We start from the raw sequence: 16,088 nt of genomic DNA, 5'->3' as shown, positions 1-16,088 counted from the left end.
GATGATAGCCTTCCAGTACGTATTGTGACGCCTTTAATCGGATAGGTCTGGAAAACGTTACAACAGAATATAGACGTGTTTGAGCCGGAGTAAAAACTATCAATACTTCCAGGCAATAGGTTTAAACGGACAGGGGAAGGCTGGGGTAGATGGATATTTTTGTGCCAAAATATCTACTCCGACAGTCTCGTCAGGCAGACAAAAGGAGAATCAGTATGGACTTGCCAATCACGTCATTACTCGCGGGCATCTTTACATTACTCATGGTGCCTTTGAGTCTTCAAATCTCGATAAGCCGAGCAAAGATCGGCGGTTTTTCTGGTGGTCTTACATTTGGCGATGGTGGGGATGAAACGCTGCGCCGCAAGATCCGGGCACATGGCAATTTCATCGAGTACGCCCCTATGGCGCTTATTGCACTCGGTCTCGTTGAGTACGACGGAGGAGAGAAAACTCTCGTTCTCGGTCTTGCGAGTGCCTTCCTTATCAGCAGGCTATTACATGCAGGTGGAATGCTCTACACGTCCACCCCATTTATTCGCGGTATAGGCATGCTTATACAACACGTGGCTTTTGTTATCGTGGGAGGTTGGCTTGTACTGCAAGTGGCTGCCTAAGCATAATTGCCCATGCGAAAATCACATGGGCTGGATCTCGCTGACGCCGGACCTGTGATGGCCGCGTTAACCAACGTAAGAGGACGTTTAATGACCAGGATTGATCTGATAAAAATGGAAGGGGCAAGGGTGGCACGCATCTCTCTGGCTCCAGGAGAGATTTCGCCAAATCACTATCACACTGAGGTAGTTGAAAATGTTGTCTGTCTGGCGGGGAAGCTGGAAATAAGATTTGATGACAGTAGTAAAACAGAGGTCCTGGTTCCGGGTAACATATACGAAATAAAGCCTGAAGAACCACATTTTCTAATTAATTTATGTGATTCAACATCAGAGTATCTTCTGGTTCAAAAGGGTGCTTACGACTTTGTGCCAGCACAATAACAACAAGCAGCTTAGCTTCGGCGACAAAAATGTGGCCTCCACCTGACTCACTAACGGCGTAGCTGCTGCAAGCGTTATAAGGTAGGGAGAGATTGTGCATCTAATCATGTTCGACATAGATGGAACGCTGGTCGAATCATACGATTTTGATACGGAGTGCTTTCAGGCAGCGATCAGGGACGTATTGGGTATCGCTATAGGCTCTGACTGGAGTTGCTATCGTCACGTCACCGATTCCGGGATTCTTGCCGAGATAGTCGCAGAGTCGGGCTTTCACAGTGACAGAGAGCGTATCGAAGCGAAAGTTAAAGAGCAGTTCGTCAGTCGGGTAGCGGATTACATTTCTTGCCACGAAGTATCACCGATCCCGGGAGCGTATAACTTTTTATCGCAGCTTGTTTCCCGCCAGAATGTCTCTGTCGCTTTTGCCACTGGTGGCTGGGCTGAATCCGCCAGAATGAAACTCAATGCGGCAGGCCTTAGTTTCCCATCCATACCCTTGGCTTCGTCTTCCGATCACAACAGCAGAATAGAGATTATGCGGTTGGCCGAAAGGCTTGTGGGCACTGATCATTATGATTCAAGAACCTACTTTGGGGACGGGCCCTGGGATCAGAAAGCATCTGAGACGCTGGGTTATAATTTTATCTCTGTCGGGCATCGCATTAGCAGCCTCCAATCGATTCGGGACTATACCGAAGCCGATGTGGCCCTGAGATACATTGGCTTATAACCTATAACCAACGCGGCACAGCGTCCGTTTTTCTTCCGCTTTGCGGTTTCGAGTCTGCGCGTGTCCCAGCCGTTATTTTTTGAAGTTAATACAACCCAACTTTTTCATGCGACATAAATTTGTTTATTGTGAATTAAGTCAAAGGGGGTAAAGCCCTTTACTCTACTTTGAAAATAACGATCAACAAGGGCTTTGGCCCATTCAATCCAGGGTTTGTCCCGACTCAGTGGGTCTCTCCCGGACATCGTATGTGGTCCGATATACACAGGATGGTTACATGTTTGATCGCCTGGACCCCAGGTGCTTTAGTGAATTGTTGATTTATTGCTCCAGGGTATGCTTAATTATATATCAATCAGGTGCCTGGATAAGGGGCGTCGATACACCTAATTATTACTAATCACTAATTGGCGATTAGTAATTATCGTGAGAGTGGTCCATAAGAAGAAATAAAATGAAAAAATATTACCGTCTGGCTTTGGGTATCAACGCTGTATCTATAGTAGTTGCATTGCTATTCTCGATAGAAAACACAAGTTTGCTGCTCCTGGTCGCAGTGCAGGCGTTGTTGTTAGGCTGTCTGATAAAAATGGATCATTCGGCAAGAGAGCAGTTCAACTTTTATGAGCAGATTCTTGATGCTATCCCAAACCCACTCTCTGTTACTGACCTGGATATGAAGTGGACGTTTGTCAATCGAGCGGCTACCGATCCCCTGGGAGTAAAACGTGAGGATATACTCGGACAGCACTGCTCAAACTGGGGAGCAAACATCTGTAACACCGAAGATTGTGGCGTGAACTGTTTAAGAAAAGGAAATCAGAGCACTTTCTTTAACCAGTGGGAGAAAGATTTTCGTGTAGACACTTTTTACATCAGGGGATTAGATGGCGACGAGATAGGTCATGTTGAATATGTACAGGAAGTGTCAGAAAAGGTTGCGCTAAAAGCCGTGTATAAAGATGTGGATGCGATCAGTGAAAACCTCACAACAGGTGCAAACGAGCTTAGTGTTGCCAGCAATGCTCTGACAGTAGGGTCAAACCAGCAAGCGAACTCTATTTCTCAAATCGGCAACTCGCTCAATGAGATCCTTGCCCAGGCCAATGACAATGCCGAGCGTGCCTTAATGGCCAGCGCAATCTCGTCTGAGGCGCAGCGAGCTGCGATCATGGCCTCCGATGAAATAAGCGAACTAGAGCATGCGATGGAGAAAATTAATCGTTCAAGCGAAGCGATTAGTGACATTATTAATGTCATTAATGACATAGCATCTCAGACTAATTTACTCGCACTTAATGCTTCCATCGAGGCTGCCCGGGCAGGCGAAATGGGCCGCGGTTTTGCTGTGGTAGCAGATGAAGTCAGAAAACTTGCTGAGCGCAGTACAACAGCTGCTAGCGAGTCGGCGCAATATATTCAGTCATCAGTCGAAAATATCGAAAAGGGAAGTTCAGTATCACAAAAATGTGTGAGTGCGTTGAGCGAGATTGTTAAGCATGTGGCAACTATCTCAGACACCATCAAAGAAATAGATAATGCATCGCAAAGTCAGGCGAGAGGGTTGAGCCAGGTAAATCAGGGAATGTTAGAAATTGGTGATGTAACTCACTCGACGGCAGCATCTGCGGAAGAGACTTCCCTCTCTGCTTCTGAGCTGAGTGCGCTTTCAGTGAAACTCCAGGCCCAGCTGGAAAGCATGAGAAAAATTGACGGATTAATCGATGATGCTGATAAGAAAGAGATGACCTTAATTGAGGTTGAGAATGTGTCATAACGTAAGGTAAAACTGAAAAAGTGCCAGGTATTGGCCAAGAAAAAAGATGCAGTAGACCGTCATTAGTATTGTTGTAGAGGTCATTAGGCAAGAGGTTCAATATACCCAGAGAGCATACTGCTTTCAGGATTTAGCAGTGACCACAACAGACCTCCCATGTTAAAAAGTGACTTGTTGTTCAGCTTTTAATCTAAGTATTCAATCGAGCCAGTTATTCAATTGACTGGCGTTTTTAATCTCCATTTTCTTTCTGTATCAAGGTGTTTCGCGTGATTTTAGCGATCTTCAGGCGAACAGATCCCTTATAGCGTCGATAATTCAAAATGAGCTGAGTGTCCGTTGCATTAAGCCAGTTGCTTTCATTTTGCTGAACCCCGTTTCAGAAGGGATATTGAGCCTTTGAAGTATCGGAGCGAAGGATAGCTCAATGCTGCAGGCCTTAGCTTTCCACTCATACCATTGGCTTCATCCTCAGATCACGACAGCAGAATAGAGATTATGCGGTTGGCTGAAAGGCTGGCGGGCAATGGTCGTTATGATTCAATAACCTGCCTTGAGGACGGGCCCTGGGATCAGAAAGCATCTGAGACGCTGGGCTATAATTTTATCTCTACCGGGCATCGCATTAGCAGCCCCAATCGATTCGGGACTATACCGAGGCTGATGTGGCCTTGAGAGTCATTGGCTTATAACCTATAACCAACGGCGGCACAGCGATCGTTATTTAAAGGAGAATGAAATGAGATTGGCAGGTCTGAGTGATAAGGAAATACTGGATATAGTGCAGCCATTAGCGGAACATACTGAGAACGCATGGAATACAAAGAGTTATCGCGATTTTATTCAATATTTTTTTGATGAAAACCCTTCAGAGCACTTTCCTGAAGAGGAATTTAATCGGCAGATAGAAGAAAACTACGATGTGTACGGAAAACACACAATAGCTGATCTGGTGACTATCCACAGAAACCCTGATCACGTCATTGCGATATGGAAGGTAGACCTTGAAAATCGGGAAGCGCCAGGTCTTCTTATCTATGGCTTTAGAGAGCGGGATGGCAAGGTGTTAATCGAAGGTTGTTCATATCATGCATAAAGGAGAAGTAAGAAAGTGAAATACCTTTATCTGATTTTATGCGTTTTCGGTACCTTATTGCCTTTATCTCAATTTGTACCCTGGGTAGCGGAGCACGGGGTTGATATACCGCTATTCATTCAGGAACTATTCTCTACAAGAATCGGCGCTTTCTTCGGTTGGGATGTCATTATTTCAGCAGTCGTTTTGCTGGTCTTCATATTCACTGAAAGTAAGCGTATTCAGATGCCGCATCTCTGGCTGCCTGTCGTTGCCACATTGAGCATCGGGGTGTCTTTGGGGCTGCCACTGTTTCTTTACTTGAGAGATCTCCATATTGAGAGCAACACATAACCATCGCCTCGGGGTACGGTTGGTGCTGCTTTGGTGAGAGCGATGGCACTCGCCTTTGACGTTGGGTCTTACGCATTCGGAGTAGTCATGGACGTTAAACTCGACACGATTATAATTTACGCGCGAAACATGGATAAAACCGCCGATTTTTATCGGAAGTATTTTGGCTTTATCACGACTGGTGAAATACTCGAGGGTTTGATCGAGCTGACCTCAGAAGATCGCGGTCTCACGATACTGATTCATCAGGCAGCTAAGAGTATCAAGCTTGGGCAGGTAGGCGTTAAGCTGGTATTTAGCGTTCAGGATATTGAAGAGTTTAAACGCAGATCTGCCGAGTCGGGTTTGGTATTCGGAGCCACTCATCAGGCAAATGGTTACTCTTTTTCTAATGCAAAAGATCCTGACAAAAATACAGTGTAAATTTCAAGCAGAGCGTATAGAAAAAAACTTAACAGCTAAAGGCGGCCGACAGCGATGGGGGTGGCTGGTTGAAATTTTTTTAGCTACCAAATGGCGATGAAATTTCCAGGAGGATCCTATGCAAGACAGAGACTACACCGTTAAAACAGTGGGCCGAAACGAGATTGATATTGCCATTGAATGGGCTGCAGATGAAGGCTGGAATCCGGGTTTGCATGATGCTGATTGTTATTATTCAGCTGATCAGAATGGTTTTTTGATGGGCTTTCTGGGTGACGAACCTATCGCTTCAATTTCGGTGATCAGGTACAGCGATGCTTTTGGTTTCCTTGGGTTCTACATTGTTAAGCCTGGGTACCGTGGCAAGGGCTATGGAATTCAGTTATGGAACGCGGGGCTGAAATACCTTGAAGGGGTTAATATCGGCCTTGATGGTGTGGTGGCTCAGCAGGAAAACTACACAAAGTCTGGTTTTAAGCTGGCCTATCGCAATATCCGTTACGAAGGGGTTGGCGGCGGCACGCAGCCCAAAAACGCTGAGATTGTAGAACTCGACACATTACCTTTCGAATCCATTGATCAATATGACCGGCCATTTTTTCCTGCCAGCAGATCGCAGTTTACTAGATCATGGATTACCCAGCCTGGGAGTCATGCGCTGGGCATCCTGCAGAATGGTCAACTGGCGGGTTATGGTGTTATACGCAAATGCCGCAACGGTTATAAAATTGGCCCTCTGTATGCGGACAATCCTGAACTGGCCGAATCTCTTTTCCTGGCCTTAAAATCCACAACAACCTCATCTGACACGGTTTTTCTTGATACACCGGATAGCAATCCTGCGGCTGTGGCACTGGCTGAAAAGCATCATATGAGCGCCTCATTTGAAACTGCAAGAATGTATACCGGCGATTTTCCTGAGATGCCAATACAGCGTCTTTTTGGTGTGACATCCTTTGAAATCGGATGAGAGCGCTACGGACTCAAAGCGGCATATGATAGCTGCACTGCAAATTTCCGAACGCCTTCTCTGTTTCGTTGCCACGCTCCCGCGTGGGAATGCATACGGAACCTGAATTAAGCGGTGAAAGATGACAGACCTTTATGACTACCATTCTCAACGGTGTGATCGCTGATGGGAGTAGGCCAACTAGGAGCCCCTGTAGACAGGGGGCTCTTAAGCGTGGTCTATATAGGGATTGGCTCTTAGTCGCTCAATCGCCAGGTCGATAAAGGCTCTGATCTTTGCGTTAGCTTGTCGCCCTTCGAGATGAACAATGCTGACCGGCAGTGGCTGGCTTTCGTAGTCTTGCAGTATGCGCGTCAGGGAGCCGTTTTTTAACTCCTCGCCAACCTGATAGGACATCAGGCGGGTGATGCCAAACCCTTCTCTGGCCGCTGTTATTGCTGCGCCATTCTGGGAGCAGAGCAGGCGTGGAGTGAGTTTTACCGATTCCCTGCCTGTGGATGATTCAAATTGCCACGTGGTTGGCGGTTCAACCGTTGAAGCCTGAATGATTTCATGATCTCTGAGCTCGGCAGGGTGCCTGGGGGTGCCATGCTTTTGCAAATAGCTGGGCGAAGCACAGACCAGTCGCTGCACGCTGCCGACGGGGGTGGCGTAGATGCTTGAATCCTTGAGGTGGCCAATGCGGACAGCGACGTCGAGACCCTCATCGAGTATATTACTGACGCGATCGTAGAATAACGCTCTGACGGTTACCGCTGGATTCTGCTGCAAATATTCCGTCAGAATCGGTGCGATATGTATCTGACCAAACAGTACCGGGGCTGTAATCGATAACACCCCTTTGGGCTCGGCGTAGCTTCCTGATGCGGTAGCCACGGCCTGTTCGACGTCTTCCAGAATACGTTTGGCGTCTTCGAAAAACCGGGCTCCCGAATCCGTGAGCCGGACATGACGGGTGGTTCTGTTGAACAGGCGCAGCCCCAGGGCCTTCTCAAGCTGAGCGACCGATCGGGTTACTGCTGGTGCTGACAGGTCCAGTGTGCGGCTGGCGGCAACGAAGCTCTGACATTCCGCAACCTCGATAAACACCCGCATCGCTTCAAGTTTATCCATTCTGTTTCACACAGTTTCATCGCATATATTATTTCACTAACAGTAATAGATAATTAAATTTCAGTCTAATTATCTTTATTTTTGTTAATTGTATGCTGGGCTCTCCAATCCGATAACATTTAGGAGTTAATTATGTCCCGTATACCTACACCGGCATCTGTGATGGCTGCACCGGAAGCCTCCCGAGAATCACTTGAAGCGGTTAATTCCCTTCTGGGCAGTGTGCCTAACCTGTTTCGCATTGTCGCCAACAGCCCGCAGACTCTGGAGGGCTACCTCGGTCTGAATGGTGCACTGAGTAATGGTTCGCTGGATGCCCGGACGCGTGAGCGTATCGCCCTTGCGGTTGCCGAGATCAATGGCTGCAACTACTGCCTCGCTGCACACCAGTATCTTGGTTCCAATCTGGCCGGACTGAGTGCAGCTGAAATTGAAGCCAATCGCCGTGGCACCTCCAGTGATGAAAAAGCCGCAGCAGCGGTGAGCTTCGCCGTCAGCATTGTGAACAACCGCGGCAAGGTCTCTGACCGTGAGGTCGGGGCGGTTCGTGCTGCCGGTTATAGCGACGCAGAGATCGTGGAGATCGTAGGCCACGTTGCCCTGAATACCCTGACGAACTACGTGAATGAAGTGCTGGGTACCGAAATCGACTTTCCAGCTGTTGATACCCTGGCAGCCTGAGTCAGTGTGTGGGTGGCGCTTTCGCCACCCTTTACCCTTAAGAGGAGAATTTACTATGTCCAGACCCCCTTTACCGCCGTTTGATGAAGCCTCGGCCATCGAAAAGATCAGACTCGCCGAAGATGGCTGGAATGGCCGCGATCCCCAGAAAGTCGCTCTGGCCTATACCGAGAACTGCTTATGGCGAAATCGTGCCGAATTTGTAGCAGGGCGCGAAGCAATCGTGCAGTTGCTGACACGCAAGTGGACCCGTGAGCTTGACTACCGGCTTATCAAAGAACTATGGGCATACACGGATAACCGAATTGCCGTTCGTTTTGCCTATGAGTTTCATGATGATTCCGGACAGTGGTTTCGTGCCTATGGCAATGAAAACTGGGAGTTCGATTCTAATGGCCTGATGAGACAACGTATCGCCAGTATTAATGAGCATGCGATCAGTGAGGAGGAGCGGAAATTTCACTGGCCTCAGGGTCGTCGCCCTCATGATCACCCCGGCCTCAGCGATCTGGGCCTGTGAGTTATGCCGTCGGTTTTTCGAGGTGCACCAGAGAAAGAGGTATGTAAAGTTGACCTATACCAGCGATATCGCCTTTACCGCGAGTGTAAAGGCTATTCAGACCCGAAAGGGTTCCAGAGATAGTTATGCGCGAATGGAGCAGGGCGGTGGCTGGCAACGTGACATCACGCCCGACTTGGCGGGCTTTATCGCGGCGCAGAGGAGTTTCTATCTGGCGACCGTTAATGCTGACGGTCAGCCTTATATCCAGCATCGTGGTGGTCCACCGGGTTTTCTGAAGGTACTCGACAGGCAAACCCTCGCTTTTGCAGACTACCGGGGAAACAAGCAGTTCATTACTCAGGGAAATTTAACCGATAATCCCAGAGCGTTTATCTTCTTAATGGACTATGCCAACAGTGTTCGAATCAAAATCTGGGGCCGTGCAAAAGTGATAGAGGATCAGCCAGCGTTGTTAGCTGAACTGATGCCCAGCCAGGACCGATACAGGGCGCGGCCGGAACAGGTGTTGATGTTTACCGTTGATGCCTGGGATCGGAACTGTCCACAACATATTCCACAACGGATGGATCAGGAAGCGGTTGAAGCACTGTTGCAGCAACGTGATCAGCGGATCGCAGAACTGGAGGAGCAACTGCGTCTTCTGCAAGGAGAGACCCGATGAGTAATATATGGGTTTTAGATATCGAAGCCAGCGGCTTGAGTCCTGTTAGTTATCCGATAGAGATCGGTCTGGTGAACGCTGAACAGACCTATCAGACACTTATCCGACCTGAAGAATCCTGGGAACACTGGAGTCTGAAAGCATATGAGCTGCACGGACTGTCGCGTCAGGATCTCTTCGAAAAAGGCAGACCGGCGGATGTGGTCGCAAAGGAGCTTAACAGCTTATTGGCGTCTAAAGTCGTGTATTCCGACCATGAAGACTGGGACGGTTTCTGGATAGGTCGCCTGTTTGAAGCGGTGGCTATTGAGCAAACTTTTAATGTTGTGGATCTCAGTACATTGCTGAGTGGTCACCGGGCGGGTACTTTCGCTAGCTGTTTTGATGAATTGTCACAAGCGAGTGATTATCGTGCACATCGCGCTTTGAACGATGCCCGTCTTATTCATCAGGCCGCTATGTTTGCTCTGAATAGTGATGAATAACCGGAGTCATTGACCTGACGGTAAGCTGTCCAGAAGGCATCGGTTCTGTGGTTTTCCCGCTACTCTGTAAGGTAAATTGAGAACTGAATGGTCAGCATCACAATGTAATCGCGCGATATGCCTCAAGGATATGATCCACCTTGATCTTGTCGCCTTGCTGAATCCGTTGGTAGTGGCTGAGGGTTTTACGCAGATAGGATTCGACGATACGTTTTTGTGCGGCGGTTTCTGAGTGCCAGATTCTGTTGCCCACAGGGCTGATAAGCGCCTGGTGATCGGGGGTTGATGATACCAGTATCGCTTCATAGAAACGCTGATTCTCTGCAATCAGAATTTCATCTTTCAGACTGCAATTCAGTTCGATCAGTTTCTCGCGCAAAGCATACTGCTGATAGACCGGGCAGAGCAGCAGATCAATATTCAGTTGGGCATGTTGCTGATGGATCGCTTCAAGAAACTGAATCATCAGATCACCGCCGACCCCGGCAATAATGATCAGTTGTTTGCCACTGTATTGCTGCAGCGGAAGTCGGGCCACATCGATGCAGTGCGTTTCCCATCGTTCCCTGGCGTCGGGATAAAACCGTCGCAGCCTGTTTTCCAGCTGTGTCATGAGCTGAGGCACGATATCCACAAAGTGGATGGTTGCGCTGGTTGGCCGAGATAGCAGCTCAGCCCCAAGAAAGCCATGATCACAGCAACAATCCCAGATATGGTCATAATCTGAAGCCACTAGCTGTTCAATCTGTTGTAGTCGTTTGCTGAGTTTCAATGCATCGCCCAGGTGAGGTTTTCAAACGCGCATTGTAGAGTTTTTTTAGATTTTGGCGAGCAAAAGGGCCGTTGGCCTTTTATAGAAAATGTCCGGAGATCCGACTGTCCGGACTGCTGCGCAAGCGCGGTAATTAACGCGTTTTTAGTGTTGAAAAAGCGCTGTCGGGTGCCGGTTTCTGGCTGAAAATCTTTGCTGTCATCTTAATTTCAACTTGAGGACTCGCCTGTTAGCAACTACTACTTAAGGTAATCAAATATGAATTCTGGTAGTGCAGAAGGTTGTCGTGCTGGCCAGTTTAGGGAGGCATTTCTATGGCTATCGGTGTATGGATTAGCCTGGCTCTTTATTTTGTACTGATGATTGCGATCGGTTTTTATGCCTGGCGGAAGTCTACGGCTTCATCTGAAGAATACATGCTGGGGGGACGAAATCTGCCGCCATCGGTTGCGGCGCTATCGGCTGGCGCATCGGACATGAGTGGCTGGTTGTTGCTGGGGCTTCCGGGTGCCCTGTTTGCGTCAGGCCTGGTACAGGCGTGGATCGGTATCGGGTTACTGGTGGGAGCTTTAGTCAACTGGATTGTGGTTGCGCCACGTTTGCGTGAACAGACCGAACGTTATGATAACAGTCTGACCATTCCGCAGTTTCTGGCGTGCCGTTTTCCTACCCGGGCCTTTGCTTTGCGAACGGTGTCCGCGATTATTGTGGTGGTGTTTTTTGCTGTGTATACCGCTTCTGGTCTGGTGGCAGGGGGTAAGCTGTTTTCCAGCGCGTTCAGTGGGCTGATCAGCGTGGGTGGAGTCAGTGATTATTCTGTGGGAATCTGGCTGACGCTTGGCATTGTATTGACCTATACGGTGATTGGCGGCTTTTTAGCAGTGAGCCTGACGGACTTTGTGCAGGGCTGCATCATGATGATCGCACTGGTGCTGATGCCTGCTGTGGTGTTGTTCGGCAGTGGCGGCGGGGGGCTGAGCCAGGCCTCAGAAACCCTCTCAATCGTTGATCCGAACTTTCTGTCGTGGACCCATGGGTTGACGGTGGTCGGGTTTCTGTCTGCGGTAACCTGGGGACTGGGGTATTTCGGACAGCCGCATATTATTGTGCGGTTTATGGCGGTGCGTTCGGTTAATGAGGTGTCCACCGCGCGGAATATCGGTATGTCATGGATGGCGATTTCGTTAATCGGTGCAATCTGTCTTGGTGTGTTCGGTCGTGCCTATGCGGTGCGCAACGGTCTGGATATCAAAGACGCCGAAACGATTTTTATTGTTCTGGCTGATCTGCTGTTTCACCCATTGATTACCGGCTTTCTCTATGCCGCGTTGCTAGCGGCGATCATGAGTACGATTTCCAGTCAGTTGCTGGTGTCTTCGTCATCGCTGACAGAGGATTTCTATCGTTTGTTCCTGCATAAGGAAGCGAGTGAACGGGAAAGTGTGTTTATCGGTCGTATCAGTGTGCTGTTGGTGGGGATCGCTGCGGCGATTATTGCGGGTAATCCCGATTCAAAGGTGCTGGGTCTGGTGAGCCATGCCTGGGCTGGATTTGGTGCGGCGTTTGGTCCGCTGATTATTTTGTCGCTGACCTGGGCGCGGATGTCCGGTACGGGGGCTGTCGCGGGGCTGATTGTCGGTGCGGTCACCGTTATCGTCTGGATTCAGCTAGGCTGGAACAGCAGTTTCATGGGCGGTCCGGGGGTGTATGAGATTTTGCCGGGCTTTGTTGCCTCCTGGTTAGCGATCTATCTGGTGAGTCTTGCGACGCAGTCTTCAGGGGAGTTTCGCGCGATCAATACCTAGTATTATGGGAGCTGTGGGCTGGTATTTTAGTTGCCAGCTGCACAGCCCGTTGTGTATTCGTCAGGTGTGGGCGTCAATCAGCACGGCTGCGGATGCGTGGGTAGTGTTCTCGGATGTAGTAGCAAAACAATGAGTGGTCAATAAGACTCTGTATTGTTTATTTTTATTAAAAATAATCCCTTGAATATCATAATTTAGGTCGAATGTTTTTGCTTTTATTAGAATAATAGATCAAACGACTTTGCGTGATGCTGTACTGTATAACATCGTAACGTGGTGGTCGCGCCTGGACTCAGGCCAGAGTGTAAGACTGCCACTCAGACAAACAATAATAAAACTATGCAGACAGAATTTATGGACACTCATCACTCAATTCAGGAAGACTCTGAATTTTCTCGTCAGTCCCCGGTTATCATCGAGGACACTTCAGCTCACCGTTCAATGACGACAACCCTCAGCCGTGCCGCAGAGTATTTGCGCAGCCTGGCTGACGATCCCGACGAAAACTGTTTCGTACTCTCTTCAAACTGACATTTTAAGGCGCGCAGGCCAGCTGCGGGCTTTATCCTTTTGCGCCTGTATTACCTGTGGATTTCCAGAGGGGAGATGCAGGCGACACACCCTTTATCCATCAATGTTAAGTGAAGGCGAGATGAGGCAGAACCATTTACGGCTGATTGAAAACTATCAGCAATATGAGCCGGCGATTCACCGGCTGCTGGCATCGATGATGACCAGTTTTTCGGGTACCACACTGCTCTCCGACAGAGAGGCTCAGGCCGGAGTGATGAACCGTATATCCCGTTATTATCCCTTTGCTGAGCTGATGTATAGCGTGGATATTAACGGCGTACAGTTAATGGATACCGTGTGCAGCCCCGGTGTCAGTTATCGACAGCAGCGCGAACCGGGAAAGGGGCGTGATCGCAGTCATCGCCCCTATATGCTGATCGCCCGTAATACCGATAATCAGGTCTGCGTCACTGATCCCTATCTTTCCTGTGCCACCCATCAACTGGCGATCTCCAGTATTCAGGCAGTACATGATTCTGAGGGAAATGTTGCCGGTTATCTGGTGATGAATTTTAATCTGCAGCGGCTGATTTCATATCTGAAAGGTGATCAGATCAGGGCCGGTATCCACCCCATATTTCAGAGTATCTACGCAGCTATCGGTGGCATGCTGGTGCTGGTCTCTATGCTGTTGATTTATGCCGCAGGGGTGTCACTCTGGAAAGCGTTTCAGCTGGGGGGAGATGTCACTACCCGCTCGTTTGGAATTGTGATACTGATTACGCTGGGGCTGGCGATCTTTGATCTGGGTAAAACCATACTGGAAGAGGAGGTGCTGGCCCATAAAGATATTCATCATCATGATACGTCCAGGCGCACCATTACCCGCTTTATGTCGGCCATTGTGATCGCGGTGTCGATAGAGTCCCTGTTGCTGATGTTTAAATCGTTGCTGGTGGACAGTGGCGGACATGTGCTGAATGCAGTCTGGATGCTGATGGCTGCCGTGGCACTGCTGATGTCACTGGGGGTTTATCTGAAGCTGAGTAAGGAGTAAACGGGATATACCACGCAGATATGTAACGCCTGCTGACTATCTGCTGAGCTGCTTACTCCGGTATTCTGGGGGGGCAACGCTAGGGCTTTTGCTACCTGCTTTGATGAGCTGCCACAAGCGAGTGGTTATCGTGCACATCACGCTGTGTAATGCTTTTATACTCGTTAACGTAGCAGTTCGCCTCTTCCCTGAATGAACGGGTCGCTAATACTTCAACAAATCAATAAACTGCGTATGATGAGTTTTTTAAAAGGACATACCAGGACACTCCATGGGAATTATTGACGAAACAATCAGGGATAAATATGCCGAACTGACCCCTCAGGAGCGAAAACTGGCGGATTTTATGCTCGACCGTCCCAATGATCTGGCTATGTTTAACAGTGCTGAACTGGCCCGTTTGTGTGGTGTGTCGAAGGCGACCGTGAGTCGGATGTTCAAACGACTTGGGTTCTCCTCTTTTAAAGAGGGGCAGATGGAATCAAGACGTCAACGTCAATTAGGTGTGCCTGTTGTCGATAGCGATTCCTCTATACGTACCTATGCACCCCATTTTGAACGTGAGATTCGCAACCTGCAGATGCTGGCACAGTCGCTGTCTGAAGAGCAGGTGCAGCCTGTTATTGAGGCGATGGCATCGGCGCGCTCGGTCAAAGTGATCGGGTTTCGCAACAGTTACCCTGTTGCGCTGCATATTCGCCAGCAACTTCTGCAGATCAGGCCCAGTGTTGATCTGGCTCCGTTACCGGGTCAAACCCTTGCTGAGGAGTTGGAAGGTTCAGGCGGTGATGATCTGGTGATCTTTATCGCGTTTCGCCGCCGACCTAAGATATTTGAGGAGGTGCTGAAACTGGTGTTGCAGAAAAATATTCCTGTGCTGCTGATCGGCGATGCTTCTTTGCGAAAAGTGGCAGCGAAGGCGACCTGGTGGTTAGAGTGTCCGCTTGAAAGTGTTTCCGGGTTTGATGCGTATAGCTCAGCGATGAGCCTGGCGACCCTTCTGTGTAACTCATTACTGCACCATATTGCGGTATCGGGACAGGCGCGTAGTTTGTCTATCAGCGATAGCTACCGAAACCTGAACGAACTCGATTTTAGCTAGTGCCGCTTTATCGCACCAGATACCTCTTTTGATTGCACTGTTTCAGAGACTATTGCACAGCATCGGTGCATGGTTTCTGATAAGCGCCTCCCCCTTCTTTATCTCTGAAAGCTAACATACTGTTTTCAAATAACTATCATTTTTTGGCACTAGTGTTGCAAAGTTTTGGCTAAGTGAAACAAAAGTTTCATTGCTGCTTTCCCTAAAACTTTTCCTTATTACCAGAGGACGTAAAGAATGATGAGTGTATTCAAGAGCTGCCTGAAGTTCGTCGGACTGATCGGGCTATGCATTACAGCATTGAGTGCTAATGCTAATCAGCTGGATGAAATTACTAAACGCGGAATGCTGGTTGTCGCAGTACCTCAGGACTTTCCTCCGTTTGGTTCTGTCGGTTCTGACCTGCAACCGGTGGGTTATGATGTCGATACCGCCGCTTATCTGGCTGAGAGCCTGGGCGTTAAACTGGAGCTGGTTCCGGTCACCAGTGCAAACCGTATCCCTTACCTTCAGACCCGTAAGGTGGATCTGGTTATCTCCAGTATGGGTAAGAATCCTGAGCGTGAGCGTGTGATCGATTTCTCCCGTGCCTATGCACCTTTCTTCCTGGGCGTATTTGGCAGCAGTGATGCAGCGGTAGCTTCAGCTGCAGACCTTGCTGGTAAAACGGTGGGTGTAACCCGTGGTTCCGTTGAGGATCTGGAACTCTCTAAGCTGGCCCCGGAAGATGCGGTTATTCGCCGTTTTGAAGATAACAGCACTACGATCTCGGCTTACCTGTCAGGTCAGGTTGAGCTGATCGCTACCGGTAACCTGGTGGCAGCGAAAATTGCTGAGAAAGGTAATTCCCGCGGCCTTAAATCTAAGTTCATCATCAAAAACTCTCCCTGCTATGTCGGTACTCACAAAGGTGATACTGAGCTGCTGACTAAGGTGAACGAACTGATCGTTGCAGGTCTGACCTCAGGTAAGCTTGATGAGCTTTCTATGAAGTGGTTCAACGCTGAACTGCCTGCTGAACTAAAGCTATAACAGGTTAATCG

At 48.9% G+C, this 16,088-nt stretch carries 19 protein-coding genes; 17 read left to right on the top strand and 2 right to left on the bottom strand.

The window, feature by feature from the left end; genetic code table 11:
* Nucleotides 1-215: 215 nt before the first annotated feature.
* The 8 genes from OCU43_RS16240 (at nt 216) to OCU43_RS16205 (ending at nt 6,333) form a co-directional block, all read left to right on the top strand.
* Entirely contained in the window at nt 216-617 is a 402-nt protein-coding gene (locus OCU43_RS16240; RefSeq protein ID WP_175483590.1) for an MAPEG family protein, read from the top strand.
* Between the two features lie 90 nt (nt 618-707).
* Nucleotides 708-1,001, top strand: a complete 294-nt coding sequence (locus tag OCU43_RS16235) for a cupin domain-containing protein (RefSeq protein WP_175483589.1) — start codon at nt 708-710, stop codon at nt 999-1,001.
* A gap of 94 nt (nt 1,002-1,095) precedes the next feature.
* Nucleotides 1,096-1,734, top strand: a complete 639-nt coding sequence (locus OCU43_RS16230; RefSeq protein ID WP_175483588.1) for an HAD family hydrolase — start codon at nt 1,096-1,098, stop codon at nt 1,732-1,734.
* Between the two features lie 454 nt (nt 1,735-2,188).
* On the top strand, nt 2,189-3,511 hold the full coding sequence (locus OCU43_RS16225) for a methyl-accepting chemotaxis protein (RefSeq protein ID WP_091361054.1): 1,323 nt from the start codon (nt 2,189-2,191) through the stop codon (nt 3,509-3,511).
* A gap of 739 nt (nt 3,512-4,250) precedes the next feature.
* Nucleotides 4,251-4,607: a hypothetical protein gene (locus tag OCU43_RS16220; RefSeq protein WP_091361052.1), complete on the top strand. Its 357-nt coding sequence runs from the start codon at nt 4,251-4,253 to the stop codon at nt 4,605-4,607.
* A gap of 15 nt (nt 4,608-4,622) precedes the next feature.
* On the top strand, nt 4,623-4,940 hold the full coding sequence (locus OCU43_RS16215; RefSeq protein WP_091361050.1) for a DUF2834 domain-containing protein: 318 nt from the start codon (nt 4,623-4,625) through the stop codon (nt 4,938-4,940).
* Nucleotides 4,941-5,027: 87 nt separating this feature from the next.
* Nucleotides 5,028-5,363, top strand: a complete 336-nt coding sequence (locus OCU43_RS16210) for a VOC family protein (protein WP_091361048.1) — start codon at nt 5,028-5,030, stop codon at nt 5,361-5,363.
* Nucleotides 5,364-5,481: 118 nt separating this feature from the next.
* Nucleotides 5,482-6,333 (top strand): GNAT family N-acetyltransferase, encoded by an 852-nt coding sequence (locus OCU43_RS16205; protein WP_091361046.1) that lies wholly within the window; start codon nt 5,482-5,484, stop codon nt 6,331-6,333.
* 207 nt (nt 6,334-6,540) lie between these two features.
* Here the strand turns inward: OCU43_RS16205 and OCU43_RS16200 are convergent, their stop codons facing one another.
* Nucleotides 6,541-7,446 (bottom strand): LysR family transcriptional regulator, encoded by a 906-nt coding sequence (locus tag OCU43_RS16200; protein ID WP_091361044.1) that lies wholly within the window; start codon nt 7,444-7,446, stop codon nt 6,541-6,543.
* Nucleotides 7,447-7,578: 132 nt separating this feature from the next.
* Here OCU43_RS16200 and OCU43_RS16195 point away from each other — a divergent pair, with 132 nt between their 5' ends.
* The 4 genes from OCU43_RS16195 to OCU43_RS16180 are packed head-to-tail and all read left to right on the top strand — an operon-like array spanning nt 7,579 to nt 9,796.
* Entirely contained in the window at nt 7,579-8,127 is a 549-nt protein-coding gene (locus tag OCU43_RS16195) for a carboxymuconolactone decarboxylase family protein (RefSeq protein WP_091361043.1), read from the top strand.
* Nucleotides 8,128-8,182: 55 nt separating this feature from the next.
* Nucleotides 8,183-8,647 carry a nuclear transport factor 2 family protein gene (locus OCU43_RS16190; protein WP_091361041.1) on the top strand — a complete coding sequence of 155 codons (465 nt, stop codon included), beginning with the start codon at nt 8,183-8,185 and terminating at the stop codon, nt 8,645-8,647.
* A 49-nt stretch (nt 8,648-8,696) separates the two neighbouring features.
* Nucleotides 8,697-9,311, top strand: coding sequence for a pyridoxamine 5'-phosphate oxidase family protein (locus OCU43_RS16185; protein ID WP_217647471.1), 615 nt, complete (start codon nt 8,697-8,699; stop codon nt 9,309-9,311).
* The gene (locus OCU43_RS16180; RefSeq protein ID WP_091361038.1) at nt 9,308-9,796 is read left to right on the top strand and encodes a 3'-5' exonuclease; all 489 of its coding nucleotides are present in this window, start codon (nt 9,308-9,310) and stop codon (nt 9,794-9,796) included. The genes OCU43_RS16185 and OCU43_RS16180 overlap by 4 nt, the downstream gene beginning before the upstream one ends.
* 97 nt (nt 9,797-9,893) lie before the next feature.
* Here OCU43_RS16180 and OCU43_RS16175 read toward each other — a convergent pair whose 3' ends face one another.
* On the bottom strand, nt 9,894-10,568 hold the full coding sequence (locus OCU43_RS16175; protein ID WP_091361036.1) for a tRNA (adenine(22)-N(1))-methyltransferase: 675 nt from the start codon (nt 10,566-10,568) through the stop codon (nt 9,894-9,896).
* A gap of 314 nt (nt 10,569-10,882) precedes the next feature.
* On the opposite strand from OCU43_RS16175, the gene putP reads away from it, so the two are divergent.
* From putP to OCU43_RS16150, 5 genes are all read left to right on the top strand, one after another.
* A complete protein-coding gene (gene putP, locus OCU43_RS16170) occupies nt 10,883-12,373 on the top strand; it encodes a sodium/proline symporter PutP (RefSeq protein ID WP_091361034.1) in 1,491 nt (496 codons plus the stop codon).
* A gap of 354 nt (nt 12,374-12,727) precedes the next feature.
* A complete protein-coding gene (locus tag OCU43_RS16165) occupies nt 12,728-12,904 on the top strand; it encodes a hypothetical protein (protein ID WP_261832938.1) in 177 nt (58 codons plus the stop codon).
* 121 nt (nt 12,905-13,025) lie between these two features.
* Nucleotides 13,026-13,943 carry a PDC sensor domain-containing protein gene (locus tag OCU43_RS16160; protein WP_091361081.1) on the top strand — a complete coding sequence of 306 codons (918 nt, stop codon included), beginning with the start codon at nt 13,026-13,028 and terminating at the stop codon, nt 13,941-13,943.
* 271 nt (nt 13,944-14,214) lie between these two features.
* Nucleotides 14,215-15,045 (top strand): MurR/RpiR family transcriptional regulator, encoded by an 831-nt coding sequence (locus OCU43_RS16155; RefSeq protein WP_091361033.1) that lies wholly within the window; start codon nt 14,215-14,217, stop codon nt 15,043-15,045.
* Between the two features lie 237 nt (nt 15,046-15,282).
* The gene (locus OCU43_RS16150) at nt 15,283-16,077 is read left to right on the top strand and encodes a transporter substrate-binding domain-containing protein (protein WP_245756624.1); all 795 of its coding nucleotides are present in this window, start codon (nt 15,283-15,285) and stop codon (nt 16,075-16,077) included.
* Nucleotides 16,078-16,088: the final 11 nt, after the last annotated feature.

This window comes from Amphritea atlantica (assembly GCF_024347255.1).
GTDB lineage: Bacteria > Pseudomonadota > Gammaproteobacteria > Pseudomonadales > Balneatricaceae > Amphritea > Amphritea atlantica.
This window is presented reverse-complemented; position numbering and strand designations above follow the sequence as displayed.